Origin of the sequence: Duganella sp. Dugasp56 (assembly GCF_047304105.1) — a bacterium.
In the GTDB taxonomy this organism is placed as follows: Bacteria; Pseudomonadota; Gammaproteobacteria; order Burkholderiales; family Burkholderiaceae_D; genus Rugamonas; species Rugamonas hordei.
The window spans coordinates 1-18,898 of record NZ_JBGLYQ010000076.1; the positions used below are offsets into that span (position 1 = coordinate 1).

Sequence of the window (18,898 nt, forward strand, 5' to 3'; positions counted from 1 at the left end):
CGATGGCCTGACGCAGCAGCGCCTCGGCGGCCGCATCGTCGCCGGCGGTGGACAGCACCACGGCCAGGTTGGAACCGGCCCCGCATTTTAGTTTTAGCGGTTCGGGACGCTGAACCAGGTGCCGGCGTTGTGGTCGGCGCCCGGGGTCTTGTCGCGCTGGGTATCGGTCCAGGCGGCTTGCAGGCCGTGGGCGGCGCGGTATTGACTCAGGGCCTGGGCCAGCGTGGTGTCGGCGCTCTGGGCCGGCGTCGTCAGCTGCGGCGCCGGGGCCGCGGGGGCGGCGGCGTGGCTGGCGGCGAAGCTGGCGATTGCGTTGCTCAGGCCGCTCACCTGCTGCTGCAGCGACGGGGCGCCGGTCGCGGCGCCTTTCTGCGCCAGGAACCAGACGTCGGCGCTGGCGTGCGTGCTGCCGTCGGTGCCGGTGTAGCTTGACGTCAGGCCGATGGCATTGCCGTTCTGTAACGTCAGCGCGTTGTCGGCGTGCGTGGCGATGCCGGCGATGCCCAACTGGTCCAGCGTCTTCAGCTCGCCCGCCTGGCTGACGCCGTCGGAGTTGCCGTCGACCCAGACCCGCAGCGCGCCGAAGCTGTGGTCTGCGGCCGTGATCTGGCCGTCGCCGTTGCTGTCGAGCGCTTGCAGCGCGGCGTAGCCGTTGGCCGCCTTGCCGCCGTCGGCCAGCGTGGTGGCGCTGCCGAACAGTTCGCCGCCGTCGTTGATGACGCCGTCGTTGTTGCGGTCCAGGGCCAGCAGGCCGTCGTGGGCGTCGACCCAGCCGGTGTTGACGGCCTTGCCGTCGGCGCGGATGTCGAACCGCACGCCGGCGGCGATGCTCAGCGTGCGCACGCCGTTGCCGTCCAGGTCCAGCACCAGCGGCGTGGCGTAGTTGGTCGACGAGGCGTTCAGCGCCATCGTCTGCGTGACCGTCATCGCCCCCACTTGGCCGCCGGTGAAGGCGTTGGCTTGCGTCACGCTCAGCGCGGTCAGGCCGGCGGTGGTCAGCGACGGCACCTGGCCGGCCGTGAACGCGGCGATCTGGTCGGTCGTGAAGACGATCAGCTGGCTGGTTTTCAGGCCGGCCACTTGGGCGTTGGTCAGGCCGGCGATCTGCGTCGTCGACAGGTAGCCGATCTGCGTCGCCGTCAGCGAGCCGAGCTGGCTGGTGGTCCAGGCGCCCAGCTGGTCGGTGGTGAAGGCGTTGATCTGGTCCACCGTCAGCGCGGCGATCTGGGCGTTCTTCAGCGCGGCCATCTGCTGCGTGGTGAAGGCGGCCGCCTGCGGGCCGGTCAGCGCGTTCAGCTGGGTGGTCGTCAGCGTCTGGATCTGCGACGTGGTCAGCGCCTGCAACTGGTCGGTGCCGAACACGGCCATCTGGTCCACCGTCAGCGCGGTGATCTGGCTGAGCTTGATTGCGGCGACCTGGGCCGTGGTGAAGGACTGGATCTGGCTGTCCGACAGCGCGGCCAGCTGGGTGGTGGTCAGGTAGCCGACCTGCGCGGTGCGCAAGGCGCTGATCTGACCGGTGCTCAAGGCGTACATCTGGTCGGCCGTCATCGCGCCCAGCTGGACGCTGGTCAGCGCCTGCACCTGGGCGGTGTTCAGCCCCGGCAGTTGGGTCACGTCGAGGCTGGATACCTGCAAGGTGCCCAGCGCGGCGACGTCCGCCGTGACCAGCGCGCCGATCTGGTTGGTCGACAGCGCGACCACCGCGGTCACGCTCAGCGCGGCCGCTTGCGCGGTGCTCAAGGCTGCGATCTGGTCGGTGCTGAAGACGGTGATCTGGCCCACGTCGATGGCGGCGACCTGCGCGGTTTTCAAGCCGCGCACCTGGTTGGTGGTCAGCGCCACGGTCTGGTCGGTGGACAGGCCGGTGAACTGGACGGCGGTCAGCGCGGCCATGTCCTGGGTGTCGAGGGCGGCGATCTGCGCGGTGTTCATCGCGGCCAGCTGGTCGGCGGTGAGCCACGGCATTTGCGCGGTGGACAGGCCGGTCATCTGGGCGGTGGCCAGGGCAACGATCTGGTCGGTGCTCAGGCTGCTGGCCTGGGCGGTGGTCAGCGCGGCGATCTGCGCGGTCTTCAGCGCGCCGATCTGGTCGGTGGTCAGCGCCAGGATGGCGTCGGTGCTCAGGCCGTAGGCCAGTTGCGCCGTGCCCAGCGCGGCGATGTGGTCGGTGTCGAGCGCCGCCACTTGCGCGGTCTGCAAGCCGGTGGACAGCTGGCGGGTGGTCAGCGCGGCCAGCTGCGTCGTGCTCAGCGCGTTCAACTGGTTGCTCGACAGCACGCCGATCTGGTCGCTGGTCAGGGCGGCGATCTGGCGGGTGGCCAGCGCGTTGAAGTCGACCGTCTCCAGTGCTGCGATCTGGTCGGTGGTGAGCGAGACGATCTGCTGCGTGGTCAGGGTCGATGCCTGGGCGGTGCCCAGCGCGACGATCTGGTCGGTGGTCAGCGCCTGCACCTGGCCGGTGCTCAGCAGCGAGGTTTGCGCGGTGCGCAGCGCGGTGAGCTGGTCGGTGGTCAGCGCGGAAATACCGTCGCTGCCCAGGCCGTAGACCAGCTGCGCGGTGGTCAGCGCCGAGATGTGGGCGCTGTCCAGCGTGACCAGCTGCGCCGTGCTGAGGCCGTTGCTCAGCTGGCTGGTGGTCAGGGCCGCCTGTTCGGCGGTGGTCAGCGCGTTCAGCTGGTCGCTGTTCAGCGCGGCCACTTGCTGGCTGCCCAGGGCGACGATCTGGCGGGTGGCGAACGAGGCCAGGTCTTCCGTTTCCAGCGCGGCGATCTGGCCGGTGGTCAGCGCGGCGACCTGGCGCGTGGCCAGCGAGCTGGCTTGCGCGGTGGTCAGCGCGGCGATCTGGCCGGCGTTCAGGCCGGTGCTGATCTGGTCGGTGGTCAGCACCGTCAGTTGCGCGGTGGCCAGCGTTTGCAATTGGTCGGTGGTCAGCGCCAGCAACTGGTCGCTGCCCAATGTGACGAGCTGGGCCGTGGCCAGCGCGGCCAGGTCCGCCGTCTCCAGCGCGGCGACCTGGTCGCTGGTCAGCGCGGTCAGTTGCACGCTGGTCAGCGAGCGCGTCTGCGCCGTGGTCAGCGCGACGATCTGGTCGGTGGTCAGCGCGCCGAACTGGCTCGCTTGCAGGTTCTTGAGGGCGCTGGTGTTCAGTACGGCGAACTGGTCGGTATTGAGCGCGGTCAGCTGGGCCGTGCTCAGCGACGGCAGCTGGACCGAGGTCAGCGCCGCGACCTGCGCGGTGCTCAGCTGGCTGAACTGGTCGCTGGTCAGCGAACCCAGCATTTGCGTGGTCAGCCCGGTGATGGCGCTGCTGGACAGCGCGTTCAGCTGGTCGCTGGTCAGCGCGGCGAACTGGTCGGAACGGAAGGCGGCCAGCTGGTTGCTGCGCAGCGCGACGAAGTCCATGGTGCTCAGCGCGGCGATCTGGCCGGTGCCGAGCGCGGCGATCTGCACGGTGCTCAGCGCCCCCACTTGCGCGGTGCGCAGCGCGGCGATCTGGTCGCTGTTGAGGGCGACGATCTGGTCGCTGGTCAGGCCGACGATCTGGGCCGTGGCCAGCGCTGCGATCAGGTCGGTGGTCAGCGCGCCCACATTGGCGGTGGCGATGGCGGCGATCTGCGCGGATTTCAGCGCGGCGAAATCGGCCGTTTCCAGCGCGTCCAGCTGGTTGCTGCTGAACGCGGCCACTTGCGCGGTGCTCAGCGAGGCGACCTGCATGCTGCTCAGCGCCACCATCTGGTCGGTGGTGATCGCGCCGAACTGGGCGGCGTTGAGCGCGGCAATCTGCGTGCTCGACAGCGTGACGAAGTCGTCGGTGCTGAGGGCGGCGATCTGGTCGCTGGTGAGGGCGTTCAACTGGCGCGTGGCGATATTGTCCACCTGCAGCGTCGTCAAGCCGGCGATCTGGTCGGTGGTCAGCGAGGAAGCCTGCGCCGAGGTCAGCGCGTCGATCTGGGCGGTGGTCAGGTTTTGCAGCTGGTCCATCGTCAGCGAAATCAGCTGATTCGTGGTCAGCGCCTGCACCTGCGAAGTCTTCAACGCGGCCAGGTCATCGGTGCTCAGCGCCTGCAACTGGTCGGTGCTCAGCGCGGCGAGCTGGGCGGTCGCCAGCGCGGCGGCTTGCAGCGTGGTCAGCGCGCCGATCTGCGTCAGACCCAGCTGGGTGATCTGCAGCGTGCTCAGCGAGGTGAGCTGGGCGGTCAGCAGCGCGGCCAGGTCTTCCAGCTCCATCGCGCCCAACTGGTCGGAACTCAATGCGGCCAGTTGCGCCGTGGCCAGCTGGGACACTTGCTGCGTGGTCAGCTGGACGATCTGGTCGGTGCCCAGCGCGTGGAATTGCGCCGTGGTCAAGCCGTTGAGCTGGGTCGAACCCAGACTCTGGAACTGGTCGATCAGCAGCGAGTTCAACTGGTCGCTGGTCAACGCGGTAAATTGCGCTGCCTTCAGGGCCAGCAGGTCGTCGGTGTTGAGCGCCTGGATCTGGTCCGAGGTCAGCGCCTGCAGCTGGTTGCTGCTGAGCGATTGCGCCTGCGCCGTGGTCAGCGCGGCAACGCGGTCGACCGTCAACGATTGCACCTGGGCGGTGCCGAGCGCCGCGATCTGTGCGGTCTTCAGCGCGGCCAGGTCTTCCAGCTCGAGCGCGGCCAGTTGCTGCGTGGTCAGCGCGGCCACTTGCGCCGTGCTCAGCGACTGGTATTGCTGCGTCGTCAGTTCGATGATCTGGTCGCTGTTGAGCGACTGGAACTGCGTCGAGCTCATCGCGTTCAGCTGGGCGGCGCCCAGGGCCTGCACCTGGTCGATCACCAGCGCGGCGATCTGGTCGGTGGTCAGCGCGGCGATTTGCGCGGACCTCAGCATCAGCAGGTCGGCGGTGGTCAGCACCCGCACCTGGTCGGTGCTCAGCGCGGCCACTTGCGCGGTCGCCAGGCCACCCGCTTGCGCCGTGGTCAGCGCTGCGATCTGGTCGGTGGTCAGCTCGGTCACCTGAGCGGTGGTCAGGGCGACGATCTGCGAGGTCTTCATCGCGGCCAGGTCTTCCAGCTCCAGCGCCCGCAGCTGGTCGCTGTTCAGGACGGCGACGCCGGCCGTGCTCAGGCTGCCGATCTGGCGGGTGGTCAGGGCGACGATTTGCGCGGTGTTCAGCGCGGCGATCTGGTCGGTCGTCAGGCCGCCGACCTGGGTCGGCGTCAGTGCCTGGATCTGGTCGGTGGTCAGGTTGCTCAGCATGCCCAGCGCGCCCAGTTGCGCGGCGCTCAGCGCGGCAAAGTCGGCCGTGCTCAACGCGGCGATCTGGTCGGTGGTCAGCGAGGACAGCTGGCCGGTGGACATCGCGCTGACCTGGAGGCTGGTCAGCGCGGCGACCTGGTCGGTGCTCAGCAGCTGCACTTGCGCGGTCTTCAGCGCGGCGATCTGCGTGGTTTTCAGCGCGATGACTTCATCGGTGTTCAGCGCGGCCAACTGTGTGGCCGTCAGGCTGGCGACCTGGCCGGTGGCCAGCGCCGCCACTTGCAGCGTGGTCAGCGAGGTGATCTGCGAGGTCAGCAGGCCCTGGAATTGCGCCGTGCTCAGTGACGACAGCTGCGCCGCCGTCATCGCCTGCAGCTGGTCGGTCGACAGCGCATCCAGCTGGTCGGTGTTCAGCGCCAGCAGTTGCGAGGTCTTCAGCGCGGCCAGGTCCTGGCTTTCCAGCGCGAGCATCTGGCCGTTGGTCAGCGACGCCACTTGCGCGGTGGTCAGGTTGGCGACTTGCGTGACGCTCAGGCCGGCGATCTGGTCGCTGTTCAGCAGCACCAGTTGATCGGTGCTCAGCGCGGCGACCTGCTGGGTCTTGAACGCGGCCAGGTCTTGCGTTTCCAGCGCGGCCAGCTGGTCGGCGGTCATCGCGCGCACTTGCGCGGTGGCCAGGCCGCCGACTTGCAGCGTGTTCAGCGCGACGATCTGGTCGGTGGTGAGCGACTTGAACTGGGCGCTGCTCAGCGCCGCCATCTGCGTGGCGGTCAGCACGCGGAACTGGTCGGTGCCCAGTGCATCGAGCTGGTCGGTGGTCAGCGCGGCCAGTTGTGCTGTCTTCAACGCCACGATGTCGGCGCTGGAGAGCACGGCGACTTGCGCGGTGCCCAACGCGGCGGTCTGGCGCGTGCTCAGGCTGGATACCTGCAGGGTGGTCAGCGCGGCGGCCTGGGCGGTGCTCAGGCTGGCGATGACGTCGGTGCTCAGCGCGGCGAATTGTGCGGTTTTCAGCGCGGCGAAGTCCTGGCTTTCCAGCGCGTTCACCTGGTCGCTGCTGAGGGCGGCGATCTGCTGCGTGGTCAGGTTGCCGACCTGCGCGGTGCTCAGCGCGGCGATCTGGTCGCTGTTCAGCGCGACGATCTGCGCGGTCTTGAGGGCGGCGATCTGCGCCGTCTTCATCAGCGACAGCGTCTGCGTGCCCAGGGCCACCAGCTGGTCGCTGGTCAACAGCGCCACTTGCGCGGTGCCCAGCGACGACACTTGCGTCGTGCTCATGGCGGCGATCTGCGTGGTGTTCAGCGTCGCCAGCTGCGAGGTGCTCAGGCCGTTGAGCTGAATCGTGGTCAGCGAAGCCACCTGGTCGCTGGTCAGCGCGTTCAACTGGTCGCTGCCCAGGCCGATTACTTGCGAGGTCTTCAGCGAGGCCAGGTCGCGCGTTTCCATCGCCACCAGTTGGTCGGTGGTCAACGATTGCAGCTGGCGCGAGCTCAGGCCGGCATATTGGGCGGTGCTCAGCGCAACGATCTGGTCGGTGCTCAGCAGCTTGATCTGGGTGGTGCCGAGGGCGGCCAGTTGCGCGGTTTTCAGCGCGGCCAGGTCTTCGGTTTCGATCGCCAGCAGTTGGTCGGTCGACAGCGCGGCCACTTGCTGCGTGGTCAGGCTGGATGCTTGCGCGGTGGTCAGCGCGACGATCTGGTCGGTGGTCAGCGCGGCCACTTGTTTGGTGGTCAGCGCCGCGGTCTGCAGCGTTTTCAGCGCCTGCAGCTGGGTGGTGGTCAGCGCGGCGACGGCGGACGTGCCGAGGCCGGCGACCTGGTTGGATTTCAGCGCGCCCAGGTCTTGCGTTTCCATCGCGACCAGTTGGTCGGTCGACAGCAGCGCCAGTTGTTGCGTGCTCAGGTTGGACGCTTGCGCGGTGGTCAGCGCGACGATCTGGTCGGTGGTGATGGCGGCGACCTGTTTCGACGACAGCGCGTTCAGCTGCGACGATTTCAGCGCGGCCCAGTCGGCCGTGGTCAGCACGGCGATCTGCTCGGTCAGCAGGTAGCCGACCTGAGCGGTGCTGAGGGCGTTCACTTGCAGCGTGGTCAGCGCACCGAGCTGGCTGGAGCTCAGTACCTGGATCTGGTCCGACGTCAGTTGCGCGATCTGCGTGGTTTGCAGCGCGGCGACCTGGCCCGGCGTCAGCGTGGCGATGGCCTTGGTGCCCAGGCCCAGCAGCTGGCTGGTCTTCAGCGCGGCGAAGTCCTGGGTTTCCATGGCGCCCAGCTGGTCGCTGCTCAGCGCGTTCAGTTGGACGGGCGTCAGCGCGCCGGCTTGCGCGGTGGTCAGCGCGACGATCAGGTCGGTGCTCAGCGCGGCGATCTGCAATGAGGTCAGCGCTGCGATCTGCGCGGTCTTCAGCGCGGCAAAGTCGACGGTTTCCAGCGCGTTCAGCTGGTCGGTCGACAGCGCGGCGATTTCACGGGTGGTCAACTGGCTCGCCTGCAGCGTGGTCAGCGCGACGATCTGGTCGGTGGTCAGCGCGGCGACCTGGGCGGTGGTGAAGCTGCCCAGCTGGATGCTGCTCAGCGTGGCGAACTGTGCGGTGGTCAGCGCGGCGACGGCGGCGGTGCCGAGCGCGGCGGCTTGCTGCGATTTGAGCGCCAGCAAGTCCTGGGTTTCCATCGCGGCGACCTGGTCGGAACTGAGCGCGGCCACTTGCTGGGTGCCCAGCGACGCGAACTGCGCGGTGCCGAGGGCGACGATCTGCGCCGTGCCCAGCGCGGCGATCAGGCTGGTGCCGAGGGCGGCAAGCTGGGAGCTCTTCAGCGCGGCGACGTCGCGGGTTTCCAGCGCGGCGATGGCGTTGCTGCCCAGCGCGGCGACCTGGCGGGTGGTCAGCGCACTGGCTTGGGCGGTGGTCAGGCTGACGATCTGATCGGTGTCCAGCGCGTTCAGTTGCTGGGTCGACAGCGCGGCCAGCTGCGCCGTGGTCAATGCGGCGATCTGGTCGGTGCCCAGGCTGTGGACATTGCTGGTGCTCAGGCCGGCCAGCTGCTGGGTTTTCAGCGCGGCCAGGTCCTGGCTTTGCATCGCGGTCAACTGGTCGCTGGACAGGGCCGCCAGTTGCAGCGAGCTCAGCGCTGCGGCTTGGGCCGTGGTCAGTGCGACGATCTGGTCGGTGGTCAGCGAGGCGATCAGGCTGGTGCCCATGGCGACCAGCGATTGCGAGCGCAGCGCGGCGAAGTTGGCGGTGCCCATCGCGGCCAGCTGCTTGGTCGACAGCGCGGCCACTTGCTGCGTGCCCAGGCCGACGACCTGGTTCGAGCTCAGCACGGAGATCTGGTCGGTGTCCAGCGCCGCCAGTTGCGAGCTCTTCAGCGCGCCGATCTGCAGCGTGGTCAATGCGGCGACCTGGTCGGTGCCGAGCGCGGCGATGCCGTTGCTGGCGATGGCGGCGATCTGGTGGGTTTTCAGCGCGGCCAGGTCCGCCGTTTCCAGCGCGGCGATCAAGGTGGTGCCGAGCGAGGCCATCTGCTGCGTGGTCAGGTTCGAGGCTTGCGCGGTGGTCAGCGCCTGCAGCTGGGCGGTGCCCAGCGCATTGACCTGGGCCGTGCTCATGGCGGCGAACTGCGAGGATTTCATCGCCGCGATGTCGCGCGTTTCGATGGCGGCGATCTGGTCGGAGGTCAGCGCGAGCACTTGCTGGGTGCCCAGCGCGCCAACCTGGGCGGTGGTCAGCGCGACGATCTGGTCGGTGCTCAGGCCGCGTACCTGGCTGGTTTTCAGCGCGGCGACCTGGGCCGTGCTCAGCGCGGCGATCTGGTCGGTGCTGAGCACGGCGGTGGTGCTGGTGTTGAGCGCGTTAAGCTGCTGGCTTTTCAGCGCGGCGAAGTCCTGGGTTTCCATCGCGGCCAGCTGGGTGCTGGACATCTGCGACAGCTGCAGCGTGGTCAGCGCTGCCGTTTGCGCGGTGGTCAGCGCGACGATCTGGTCGGTGCTCAGCGCGGCGAATTGCTTGGTGGTCAGCGCGGCGATCTGCGTGGTTTTCAACGCGGCAAAGCCGCCGGTGCCCAGCGCGGCCAGCTGGTCGCTGCCGAGGGCGCCGATCTGCTGGGTCGCCAGGCTGCCGGCCTGGGCGGTGTTCAAGGCGGCCACCTGACCGGTGGTCAGCGCGCCAAGCAGGCTGGTGCCGAGGGCGACCAGCTGCTGCGTGGTCAGCGCGGCGATGTCTTCGGTGTCGAAGCTGGTCAGCTGGCCGGTGGTCAGTGCTGCGATCTGGTTGGTCTTCAGGGCGGCGCTCTGGCTGCTGCCCAGCGCTGCGATCTGGTCGGTGCGCAGGCCGCGCAGCTGCTGGGTGCTGAGCGAGGCCAGCGCTTGCGTCTTCAGCGCGGCGATGTCGCCGGTGCCGAGCAGGGCCAGCTGTCCGCTGCCCAGCGTGGCCAGTTGAGCGGTCGCCAGCGCGGCGAACTGGCTGGTGGTCAGGCCGTTGACCAGTTGGTTGGTCGTCAGGCTGAGCAACTGCCCGGTCGACAGCGCCTGGATTTGTTGGGTGGTGATGCCATACCCGAGCTGCTGGGTGTTCAGCGCCTGCAGGTTCTGCGTGGACAGCGCGCGCAGCTGGTTGGTACCAAAGTAGCCGAGCTGCTCGGTGCTCCATGCGGTCATTTGCAGGGTCGTAAGCAGTTGCATGTCCGCAGTCGTCAGCGCGGCGATCTGCGTGGACTGAAGGCTTACGATTTGGTCGGTGGTTAAACCAGGTACGAGTGATGGCATGTTAAGTAATCTCCTTACGGAAATATATCTTACCGCCAAACGGCCTCATAAAGAGAGAAGAGCCCTAAAAGTAGTGTAAATCTTGGTCTGAAAACAATGACTTAGCGCGTTTTATGTCATCAGATTGTCATCAATTCTCACCGTTAAAATAATCATTTAGGAAACACTGTAAGATCATGTTTCGTGATTAACCCAGAACTAGCCTGCCATGCTGCTGACGCCCGCCACATTTTCCCCCATGATCCGCCCGCAAGACCATGCGCGACCGTTGACTTTTGTGTTCCATCGCGGGGAGTTGCTTTTGCGCAACGAAATCCTGGGTTTGCCGGACCCGGACGCGGTGGCGGCGCTGAATTTGCCGGCCGAACGCGTGCGTGCGCTGGGCGTCTGGGAGGGCCGCTACTACCAGCTGGCGTGGCTGGAGCAGCCCGAGCTGCCGGGGCCGGACTACGGTTATCACGGCCTGCGCTCGCTGTTCGGCGTGGTGGACGACGGCTTCCTCGGGCTGGCCGGACGGGCGTTCCAGCTGGCCGAATGGGCGCGCACGCATCGCTACTGCGGCGTCTGCGCGACGCCGATGGCGCAGCTGGAGGGCGAGCGCTGCTACAAATGCCCGAACTGCGGCCACTCCGCCTATCCGCGCATCTCGCCGGCGATGATGGTGCTGATCCGCAAGGGCGACTCGGTGCTGCTGGCCATGCACACCAATTCGCCGTACAAGCGCTACACGGCGCTGGCCGGGTTCCTGGAGGCGGGCGAGTCGATCGAGGAAGCGATCCACCGCGAGGTGTACGAGGAAGTCGGGCTGCGGGTGCACAACCTGAAATACTTCGGCAGCCAGTCGTGGCCGTTTCCGCATTCGCTGATGATCGCCTACACCGCCGACTATCTCGATGGCGAAATCCGCGTCGACGAAAGCGAAATCGCCGACGCGCGCTGGTTCGGGCCGGACGACGAATGGCCGGACTTGCCGATCACGGTATCGATCGCGGCGCAGCTGCTGAAAGCCCATCGGCCCCAACGCCAGCCCTGATGCGGTGCCGGCATTTTCTATATACTGTCGGCAATCGTAAAAAAAAGGTGTTTCATCATGTCTCATAAAGAATTCTCGGAAGGCGACTGGCGCCGTCTGATCGCCAGTTTCGGCGAAGATCCGGACCGTCCCGGCCTGCTGGAAACGCCCGCCCGCGTCAGCAAGGCATGGAAACACTGGACCTCCGGCTACGGCCAGGACCCGGTCGAGCTGTTGAAGGCGTTTGAGGACGGCGCCGAGCAATACAACGAATTGATCGTGGTGCGCGGCATCCCGGTCTACAGCCACTGCGAACACCACCTGGCGCCGTTCTTCGGCAAGGCCACGGTCGGCTATGTCCCGAACGGCAAGATCGTCGGCCTGTCCAAGCTGACCCGCCTGGTGGACTGCTTCGCCAAGCGCCTGCAGGTGCAGGAACGCATGACCATGCAGATCGCCAATGCGCTGATGGAAGTGCTGGAGCCGAAGGCGGTCGGCGTGGTGGTCAAGTGCCGCCACCTGTGCATGGAAAGCCGCGGCATCCGCACGCCGGGCGAGGAAACCGTCACCTCCGCGATGCTCGGCGAGCTGCAGCCCAATCTGGCGATGCGCACGGAGTTCCTGGCCCTGGCGCGCGAGTCGTAAGCAACATGGCGGCGATCGAATGGCAGCACGGCGGCCTGGATGCCGTCTTCGCACTGGCGCGTGAACAGCGGCGTCCGGTATTCCTGTACTGGGGCGCGGTCTGGTGCCCGCCGTGCAACCGGGTCAAGGCCGACATCTTTGCCCGCGACGAATTCATCGCGCGCTCGCGCCAGGTGCTGTGCGTGCACGTGGATGGCGACAGCCCCGGCGCGCAGGCGCTGGGTGAGCAGTACAAGTTGCGCAGCTATCCAACGCTGGTGCTGTATGCGCCGGACGGCGGCGAAATCATGCGTCTGCCGTGCGAGCTGGACGGCGAATTGTTCGTCGCCGCGTTCGACGAGGCGCTGGCCGTGCATGCGGCCGGATCGTCGGCCGCGCCGGCGCTGCAAGCGGCGCTGTCGGGCGAGCGGACGCTCAGCGCGGGCGAATGGTCGCTGCTGAGCCATTATTCCTGGGACACCGACGAAGGCCAACTGCTGGGCGCGCGCGATCTGGCGGCGACCCTGCTAGCGCTGGTGCGCGTTTGCGACTTCGCGGATGCGGCGGCGCGCCTCGGCCTGCACGCGCAACTGGCGGCCGCCGGCAAGGATGTCGACGCGGCGGCCAACGCTGGCGCCTTGCTGGCGGTATTTGCGGACGCGCGGTTGGCGCGATCCAATATGGACATCCTCGGCAACAGTGGCATCAACCTGATCAAGCACGCCAGCCGGCGCGAAGAGCTGGTGGCCGCGCTGGGCGGCGCTGCCGCGCAATGGGCCGACGATTTCTGGCTCAGCGCCTCGGACCGTCTGACGGCGGTGCGCCTGCAGATGCGCCTGGCGCGCCTGGTGGCGCCGACGCAGGGCTTGCAGGAGCAGGTGCGCGAGCGGGTCGAGCAGGCATTGGCGGAATCGACCGATCCGTATGAGCGTCACACGCTGGTCAACACAGCGGTCAGCGCGTTGAACGATGCGGGCCTGGCGGCGCAGGCCGAGCAAGTGCTGCTGGCCGAACTGCCGCGTTCGCATTCACCGTATTATTTCATGCTGAGCCTGGCGTCCAGCGCCAAGCGGCGTGGCGACACAGCGGGCGTGCTGGAGTGGTACGGCAAGGCTGCGCAAGCGGCGGTCGGTCCGGCGACGCGGCTGCAATGGAGCGTCACCTACCTGCTCAGCCTGTTGGACCTGGCGCCGCAGGACAGCGCCCGCATCGCGCAAGCGAAGCTGGCGCTGGAAGCCGACATCGCCGCCGCCGGCGCGGATGCCCATCATCAACGCAACCGGTCGCAACTCCAAAAAATCAGCGCTTGAACTCGGCGCCTTCTTTCCACTGGGGCGCGTCCTTGCCTTGGGCGGCCTGGTAGCCGGCCTGGAACAGCAGTTCGATGTCTTCCACCGCGCCGCGCGGGTCCCATTTGGGGTCCACCACGTCGTTGACCGTGTGGTAGCGCTGGGTAGCATATTGCAGCAGCTTGTCGCGGCCGTAGTTGGCCGGCTTGCCGACGAAGTCCACGCTCCTGCCCAGGAAGATCACCGGCACGCCGGCCTTGGCCAGCTCGAACTGGTCGCCACGATAGAAGGTGCCCTGGTCGGTGTTGCTGTCCGCGTGGACCGTGCGGCCCTGTGTACGCGCGACGTTCGTCACAATGGCATCCGCCGTCGACTTGCCCATGCCGCGCAGCTCCACCGTGCGCGTGCGGCCCCACACATTCATGCTGTCGAGATTGATGTCGAGCAGCGTCTTGTTCAACGGGTACAGCGGATTGCGCGCGTAGTATTTGGCGCCCAGCAGGCCGCGCTCCTCGCCGGTCGTCAGCAGGAACACGATGGTGCGCTTGGGTGCGACCGGCAGAGCCTTGTAGGCCTTGGCGATTTCCAGCAAGGCGGCCACGCCGGTGGCGTTGTCCTGCGCGCCGTGGAAGATCTGCTGCGTGCGCGTTCCCGGCAGGCTCTCGTCGATGCCGAAATGATCCCAGTGCGCGGTGTAGAGGATGACCTCGTTTTTCAGCTGCGGATCCGACCCGGGTATCCTGGCCACGACGTTGTGCGACGGCAGTTCGCGCCATGCGTTGAGCTCGGTCACGTTCAGCTTGACGCCCAGCGGCACCGGCTTGAAGCTGCGCGACGCCGCCTGCTTCTTCAGCGCCTCGAAATCCTGGCCTGCGGTCTTGAACAGATCGCGCGCGCGGTCGCCTTGCAGCCAGCCCGGTACCGCCGGAAAGTCCGGCAGCGGCGTCTTGCTCTTGATGGTGAAGTTCTCGCGGTCCCAGCTGTTGCGCACCACTTCCCATGGATACGTCGCGGCCTTGGTCTCGTGCACGACCAGCGCGGCGGCGGCGCCCATCTTCGCCGCCATCTCGAACTTGTAGGTCCAGCGGCCGTAGTAGCTCATGGTGCTGCCGCCGAAGACGGCCGGGTCCAGTTGCGACGGCTTTTTCGGGTCCGGTACCGGCGGGTCGTTGATCAGCATGACCAGCGTCTTGCCCTTCAGGTCGACGCCCTTGTAGTCGTCCCACTGGAATTCCGGCGCCTGCACGCCGTAGCCGACAAACACCAGCTCCGAGTTGCCGACCTCGATTTTCTTTTCCATGCGGGCGGTCCACGCAACGTAGTCGTCGCCGAATTTCAGCGGCGTGACCTGCCCGTCCTTGCTGTAACTTAGCGTTGGATGGCTGGAGATGCCGACCATAGGCACCGTTTGCAGATAGGTTCCGTCCGGGTTGCCCGGCTCCAGGCCCATCCGTTTGAACTGCTGCAGCAGATAATCGACGGTAACGGTTTCGCCATGCGTGCCGGGTGCGCGGCCCTCGAACTCGTCCGACGCCAAGGTCGTTACGTGCTCCAGCCAGGTGGCGCCATCGATCTTTTGCAGAGCGGCCTCGACTGGCGACAGTTTGGCCGCCTGGGTAGGGCCGGCACACAAGGCCAGCAGCGCCATCGGCAGGAGCAGTTTCATGAGGAAATAATTGTTAAGAGGGAATTCCTCATTTTGACACAGTTTGTTACTTCAGGACACCAGTCAACCAATCTACGAAGACCCGCACCCGCGGCGACAGGTGGCGGTTGTGCGAATAAACGATGTTCAGCGGCAGCGGCGCCGGCCGCCATTGCGGCAGGACTTCCTCCAGTTGGCCCGATTCCAGCAGTGGCGCCAGGCCCTGGCGTGGCGCCTGGATCAGGCCGAGGCCGGCCACGCAGCTGGCCAGGAGGGCTTCGGTGCCGCTGACCGAGACCTGGCTGCGCATGGACAGGGTGCGTTCGACGCCGTCGGCGTCCACGTATTCCCAGTCGAGGTCGCGCCCGGTCTGGCTGGAGAAGAAATTGACCGCCGTGTGGTGGCGCAGGTCGTCCAGCGTCTGCGGCCGGCCGCAGCGGTCGAGGTAGGCGCGCGAGGCGACGTTGATCTGCTCCATCGAGGCGATATGACGCGCCACCAGGGTCGAATCGCGCAAGGTGCCGCCGCGCACCGCGCAATCGATGCCCTCGCCGACCAGGTCGGCAAAGCGGTCGTTGGAACCCAGCCGCACCTGGATATTCGGATGGCGCTGGAGAAATTCCGGCAGCCGGGGAATGACGATCAGGTGCGCCAGCCGCTCCGGCAGGTCGACCCGCACCGTGCCGCCGAGCAGGCGGCCGTCGCCGGCAAACAAGCCGTTGATGTTTTCCAGGTCGTTGAGCAGCGCGCTGCAGCGCTCCAGGTACAGCGATCCTTCCACCGTCAGGCTGACCTTGCGCGTGGTGCGCTGGAGCAGGCGCACGCCCAACTGCTGCTCGATCGCCTGCACGGCGTTGGTGACGGTGGGTTTGGGCAGGTCCAGTTGCTCGGCCGCCTGCGTGAAACTCTTGCAGTCGGCTACCGCCTTGAAGATCTGCATAACCTTAAATTGATCCATAAAGCTGATCCATTGTTATTTATTTTCGAATAAAGTAATAGGATAACCTGTATTTATTACCTTTATCGATAAAAGCATAATGGCTCCACCTCACTGACTGGAGATCACTATGCAAACCCGCAAACTTGGCCGCACCGGCCCGCAAGTCGCCCAACTGGGCTTGGGCCTGATGGGCATGTCCGACCTGTACGGTCCGGCTGACCGCGGCGAAAGCCTGGCCACCATCCGCGCCGCGCTCGACGCCGGCGTCACCCTGCTCGACACCGGCGATTTCTACGGCATGGGCCACAACGAACTGCTGCTGCGCGAGGCGCTGGCCGCCGGCGGCCGCGACCGGGTGCAGATCAGCGTCAAATACGGCGCCATGCGCGATCCCGCCGGCAACTGGGTCGGCATGGACACGCGCCCTGCGGCCACCAAGAACTTCGCCGCGTATTCGTTGAAGCGGCTGGGCGTCGAGCACATCGATATCTACCGCCCGGCGCGGCTGGATCCGAATGTGCCGATCGAAGAAACCATGGCCGGGCTGGCCGAGCTGGTCAAGGCCGGTTACGTCAAGCACATCGGCCTGTCCGAGGTCGGCAGCGAGACCCTGCGCCGCGCCCATGCCGTGCATCCGGTCGCCGACCTGCAGATCGAATATTCGCTGATTTCACGCGGCATCGAGAACGGCATCCTGCAGACCTGCCGCGAGCTGGGCATCGGCATCACCGCCTACGGCGTGCTGTCGCGCGGCCTGATCAGTGGCCACTGGAGCAAGCAGCGCGAGGGCGAGCAGGATTTCCGCGGCCTGGCCAGTCCCCGTTTCCAGGGCGAGAACCTGGACCGCAACCTGGCGCTGGTCGAGAAGCTGCGCGCCATCGCCGGCGAGCTGGGCGTGTCGGTGGCGCAGGTGGCCATCGCCTGGGTGGCGGCGCAGGGCGACGATATTGTGCCGCTGGTCGGCGCCCGCACCCGCGTCCGCCTGCGGGAGGCGCTGGCCTCGACCACGCTGCGGCTGTCGGCGTCCGACCTGGCGCGGCTGGAACAGGCGGTGCCGGCCGATGCCGCCGCCGGCGACCGCTATGGCGCCCATTCGGCATCCTCGCTGGACAGCGAGAAGGGCTGAGCACGCCATTAATCGGATAAGCGGATGGGTTTGTACGGAATATTGCGCTTTTTTATCAGAAAATTTAATACTAAGATGGGTTCATCGACGAAGCAAATGCCGGTAAGCACTCAAAACCGAGCGCTAAACTCAATCTGACAAGGAGCATCAAAATGAACGCCAAATCCATCATCGCATCGGTCTCTCTCCTGGTTGCCGCTGGTGCCGCTTTCGCAGCGCCTACCGACAACGAAGCCACCTTCGACTCCGCTTTCCGCAACCAGGGCGTCAGCACGCTGACCCGCGAGCAGGTCAAGTCCGAGACCATCGCCGCCCTGAAATCCGGCGCGCTGGACCGCAACGAAGCGACCGACGACATCGCCTTCCAGGCACCGCGCTCGAAAACGCCTGAGGTCAAGGCGCAGCTGGCAGCGAAGGCAGTCAAGGGCACCGCACAGCAGTAATTCGCGCAGTTTTTGCAAGCGGACGCGGCAATTTCTATTGCCACGTCCGCTTATTTTTTTGGCTTGCAAATAAACGACAGTGGCCCTTGACGTCAGTGCCATGTCAGCAGTTTGAATGTATTCTGGTTCCCATAAAAAATATTAGGAGACTGGGGACCATGAACAAACTATCGTTTCAGCAGAAACTTTGGGTACCGTTGATTTGCAGCCTGCTGTGCATCGCGGCGATCTTCATCTACGAAACCATCCAGGCGCGCAATGTGCGGATCGAGGAGCGCAGCAATGACCTGCGCAATATCGACGATGCCGGCCTCAGCATTCTCAAGCTGTTCGGCGACCGGGCAGCCGCCGGCACACTAAGCAAGGAAGAGGCGCAGAAGCAGGCGATGGCCGTGATCAAGGGCCTGCGCTACGGCAAGGACGGCTACATCACCATCACCAGCGGCACGCGCGCGGTGATGAACCCGTTCAAGGCTGAAAACGACGGCAAGGACATGGTCGATTTCAAGGATCCCAATGGTACCTACCTGTACCGCGACATCCAGGCGGCCGGCGCCTCGCCGACCGGTGAAGGCTTCGTCCGCTACCACTGGGCGCGGCCGGGCGCCAAGGACCCGGTGCCGAAGATGAGCCGGGTGATCCACTATGCGCCATGGAACTGGGACCTGGTCACCGGCGTCTACATGGACGACATCGACGCCGCCTTCCGCGAGTCGCTGCTCAAGTCGGCCGGCGTGCTGGCGCTGGTGTGCGCGGTGTTGTGGGCCATCGTCAGCATGGTCAACAAGAGCCTGCGGCACACGATAGGCGGCGACCCCGAATACGTGGGCGAGATCGCGCGGCGCATTGCCGAGGGCGACCTGAGCGCCGCGATCAAGACGCATGAAGCGGACAAGGCCAGCATCCTGTTCGGCATGAAATCGATGCAGCTGCGGCTGGCCGACACGATAGGCGAAATCCGCCGCAGCGCCGACACCATCGCCACCGCGTCAAGCGAGATCGCCTCGGGCAATATGGACTTGTCGGCGCGCACGGAGTCGCAGGCCAGTTCGCTGGAAGAGACTGCGGCCTCGATGGAGGAGCTGACGTCGACGGTCAACCAGAACGCCGACAACGCGGTGCAGGCCAACCAGCTGGTGATGTCGGCCTCGGCGGTGGCGGAGAAAGGCGGGCGCGTGGTGTCGCAGGTGGTACAGACGATGGACACCATCAACGCCTCGGCCACGCGCATCGTCGATATCATCTCGGTCATCGACGGCATCGCTTTCCAGACCAACATCCTGGCGCTGAACGCGGCGGTGGAAGCGGCGCGCGCGGGCGAGCAGGGACGTGGCTTCGCGGTGGTGGCGTCCGAGGTGCGCAACCTGGCGCAGCGTTCGGCGGCGGCGGCCAAGGAAATCAAGGAGCTGATCAACGCCTCGGTGGACAGCATCGGCGCCGGCAGCACGCTGGTGGCCGAGGCGGGCACGACGATGGATCAGGTGGTGGCCAGCGTGTCGCGGGTGACGCAGATCATGGCGGCGATCACGGAAGCGTCGAGCGAGCAGAGCACGGGCATCGGCCACGTCAACATGGCGATCACGGAGATGGATTCGGTGACGCAGCAAAACGCCGCGCTGGTGGAGCAGGCCGCGGCGGCGGCCGGCAGCATGCAGGAGCAGGCCGGTATGCTGGCCGAGCTGGTGTGCCGCTTCAAGCTCAACGGCGACCAGCAGCCCCCCGCCGGCCGCCCGGCCCGCCTGGCGCTGCGCTAAAATCCGGGGTCAGATTGAGGAACCCCGGGTTTCATGGACACTCTAACAGAGGTCAGCATGCCTCGGGAGGATAGCCAT

The 18,898-nt window shown here is 66.4% G+C and carries 9 protein-coding genes; 6 read left to right on the forward strand and 3 right to left on the reverse strand.

Annotated elements, in window-relative coordinates; translation table 11 throughout:
- Positions 1-93: 93 nt before the first annotated feature.
- Positions 94-9,903: a hypothetical protein gene (locus ACCD07_RS30985; RefSeq protein WP_413449551.1), complete on the reverse strand. Its 9,810-nt coding sequence runs from the start codon at positions 9,901-9,903 to the stop codon at positions 94-96.
- A gap of 292 nt (positions 9,904-10,195) precedes the next feature.
- On the opposite strand from ACCD07_RS30985, the gene nudC reads away from it, so the two are divergent.
- From nudC to ACCD07_RS31000, 3 genes are read left to right on the forward strand one after another with little or no spacing between them, the layout of a single operon-like run.
- Entirely contained in the window at positions 10,196-11,020 is an 825-nt protein-coding gene (gene nudC / locus ACCD07_RS30990; protein WP_413449552.1) for an NAD(+) diphosphatase, read from the forward strand.
- A gap of 57 nt (positions 11,021-11,077) precedes the next feature.
- Complete coding sequence (gene folE / locus ACCD07_RS30995) at positions 11,078-11,644, forward strand: GTP cyclohydrolase I FolE (protein ID WP_161097328.1); 567 nt, start codon at positions 11,078-11,080, stop codon at positions 11,642-11,644.
- Positions 11,645-11,649: 5 nt separating this feature from the next.
- Complete coding sequence (locus ACCD07_RS31000; protein ID WP_413449553.1) at positions 11,650-12,933, forward strand: thioredoxin family protein; 1,284 nt, start codon at positions 11,650-11,652, stop codon at positions 12,931-12,933.
- Here the strand turns inward: ACCD07_RS31000 and ACCD07_RS31005 are convergent.
- Together ACCD07_RS31005 and ACCD07_RS31010 are read right to left on the reverse strand one after the other, a co-directional pair.
- Positions 12,923-14,578, reverse strand: a complete 1,656-nt coding sequence (locus ACCD07_RS31005; RefSeq protein ID WP_413449554.1) for a M20/M25/M40 family metallo-hydrolase — start codon at positions 14,576-14,578, stop codon at positions 12,923-12,925. The two genes, ACCD07_RS31000 and ACCD07_RS31005, sit on opposite strands and share 11 nt — an antisense overlap.
- Before the next feature lie 46 nt (positions 14,579-14,624).
- The gene (locus ACCD07_RS31010) at positions 14,625-15,515 is read right to left on the reverse strand and encodes a LysR family transcriptional regulator (RefSeq protein WP_413449555.1); all 891 of its coding nucleotides are present in this window, start codon (positions 15,513-15,515) and stop codon (positions 14,625-14,627) included.
- A gap of 109 nt (positions 15,516-15,624) precedes the next feature.
- Between ACCD07_RS31010 and ACCD07_RS31015 the strand changes: the two genes are divergently transcribed.
- The 3 genes from ACCD07_RS31015 (at position 15,625) to ACCD07_RS31025 (ending at position 18,820) form a co-directional block, all read left to right on the forward strand.
- Positions 15,625-16,623, forward strand: coding sequence for an aldo/keto reductase (locus tag ACCD07_RS31015; RefSeq protein WP_413449556.1), 999 nt, complete (start codon positions 15,625-15,627; stop codon positions 16,621-16,623).
- 152 nt (positions 16,624-16,775) lie between these two features.
- Positions 16,776-17,066, forward strand: a complete 291-nt coding sequence (locus ACCD07_RS31020; protein WP_176655902.1) for a DUF4148 domain-containing protein — start codon at positions 16,776-16,778, stop codon at positions 17,064-17,066.
- Between the two features lie 158 nt (positions 17,067-17,224).
- A complete protein-coding gene (locus ACCD07_RS31025; protein ID WP_176655901.1) occupies positions 17,225-18,820 on the forward strand; it encodes a methyl-accepting chemotaxis protein in 1,596 nt (531 codons plus the stop codon).
- Positions 18,821-18,898: the final 78 nt, after the last annotated feature.

Coding starts and splice junctions, on each gene's coding strand:
- ACCD07_RS30985 (WP_413449551.1), bottom strand. CDS start 9,903: ATGCAACTGCTTACGACCCTGCAAATGACCGCATGGAGCACCGAGCAG.
- nudC (WP_413449552.1), top strand. CDS start 10,196: ATGCTGCTGACGCCCGCCACATTTTCCCCCATGATCCGCCCGCAAGAC.
- folE (WP_161097328.1), top strand. CDS start 11,078: ATGTCTCATAAAGAATTCTCGGAAGGCGACTGGCGCCGTCTGATCGCC.
- ACCD07_RS31000 (WP_413449553.1), top strand. CDS start 11,650: ATGGCGGCGATCGAATGGCAGCACGGCGGCCTGGATGCCGTCTTCGCA.
- ACCD07_RS31005 (WP_413449554.1), bottom strand. CDS start 14,578: ATGAAACTGCTCCTGCCGATGGCGCTGCTGGCCTTGTGTGCCGGCCCT.
- ACCD07_RS31010 (WP_413449555.1), bottom strand. CDS start 15,515: ATGGATCAATTTAAGGTTATGCAGATCTTCAAGGCGGTAGCCGACTGC.
- ACCD07_RS31015 (WP_413449556.1), top strand. CDS start 15,625: ATGCAAACCCGCAAACTTGGCCGCACCGGCCCGCAAGTCGCCCAACTG.
- ACCD07_RS31020 (WP_176655902.1), top strand. CDS start 16,776: ATGAACGCCAAATCCATCATCGCATCGGTCTCTCTCCTGGTTGCCGCT.
- ACCD07_RS31025 (WP_176655901.1), top strand. CDS start 17,225: ATGAACAAACTATCGTTTCAGCAGAAACTTTGGGTACCGTTGATTTGC.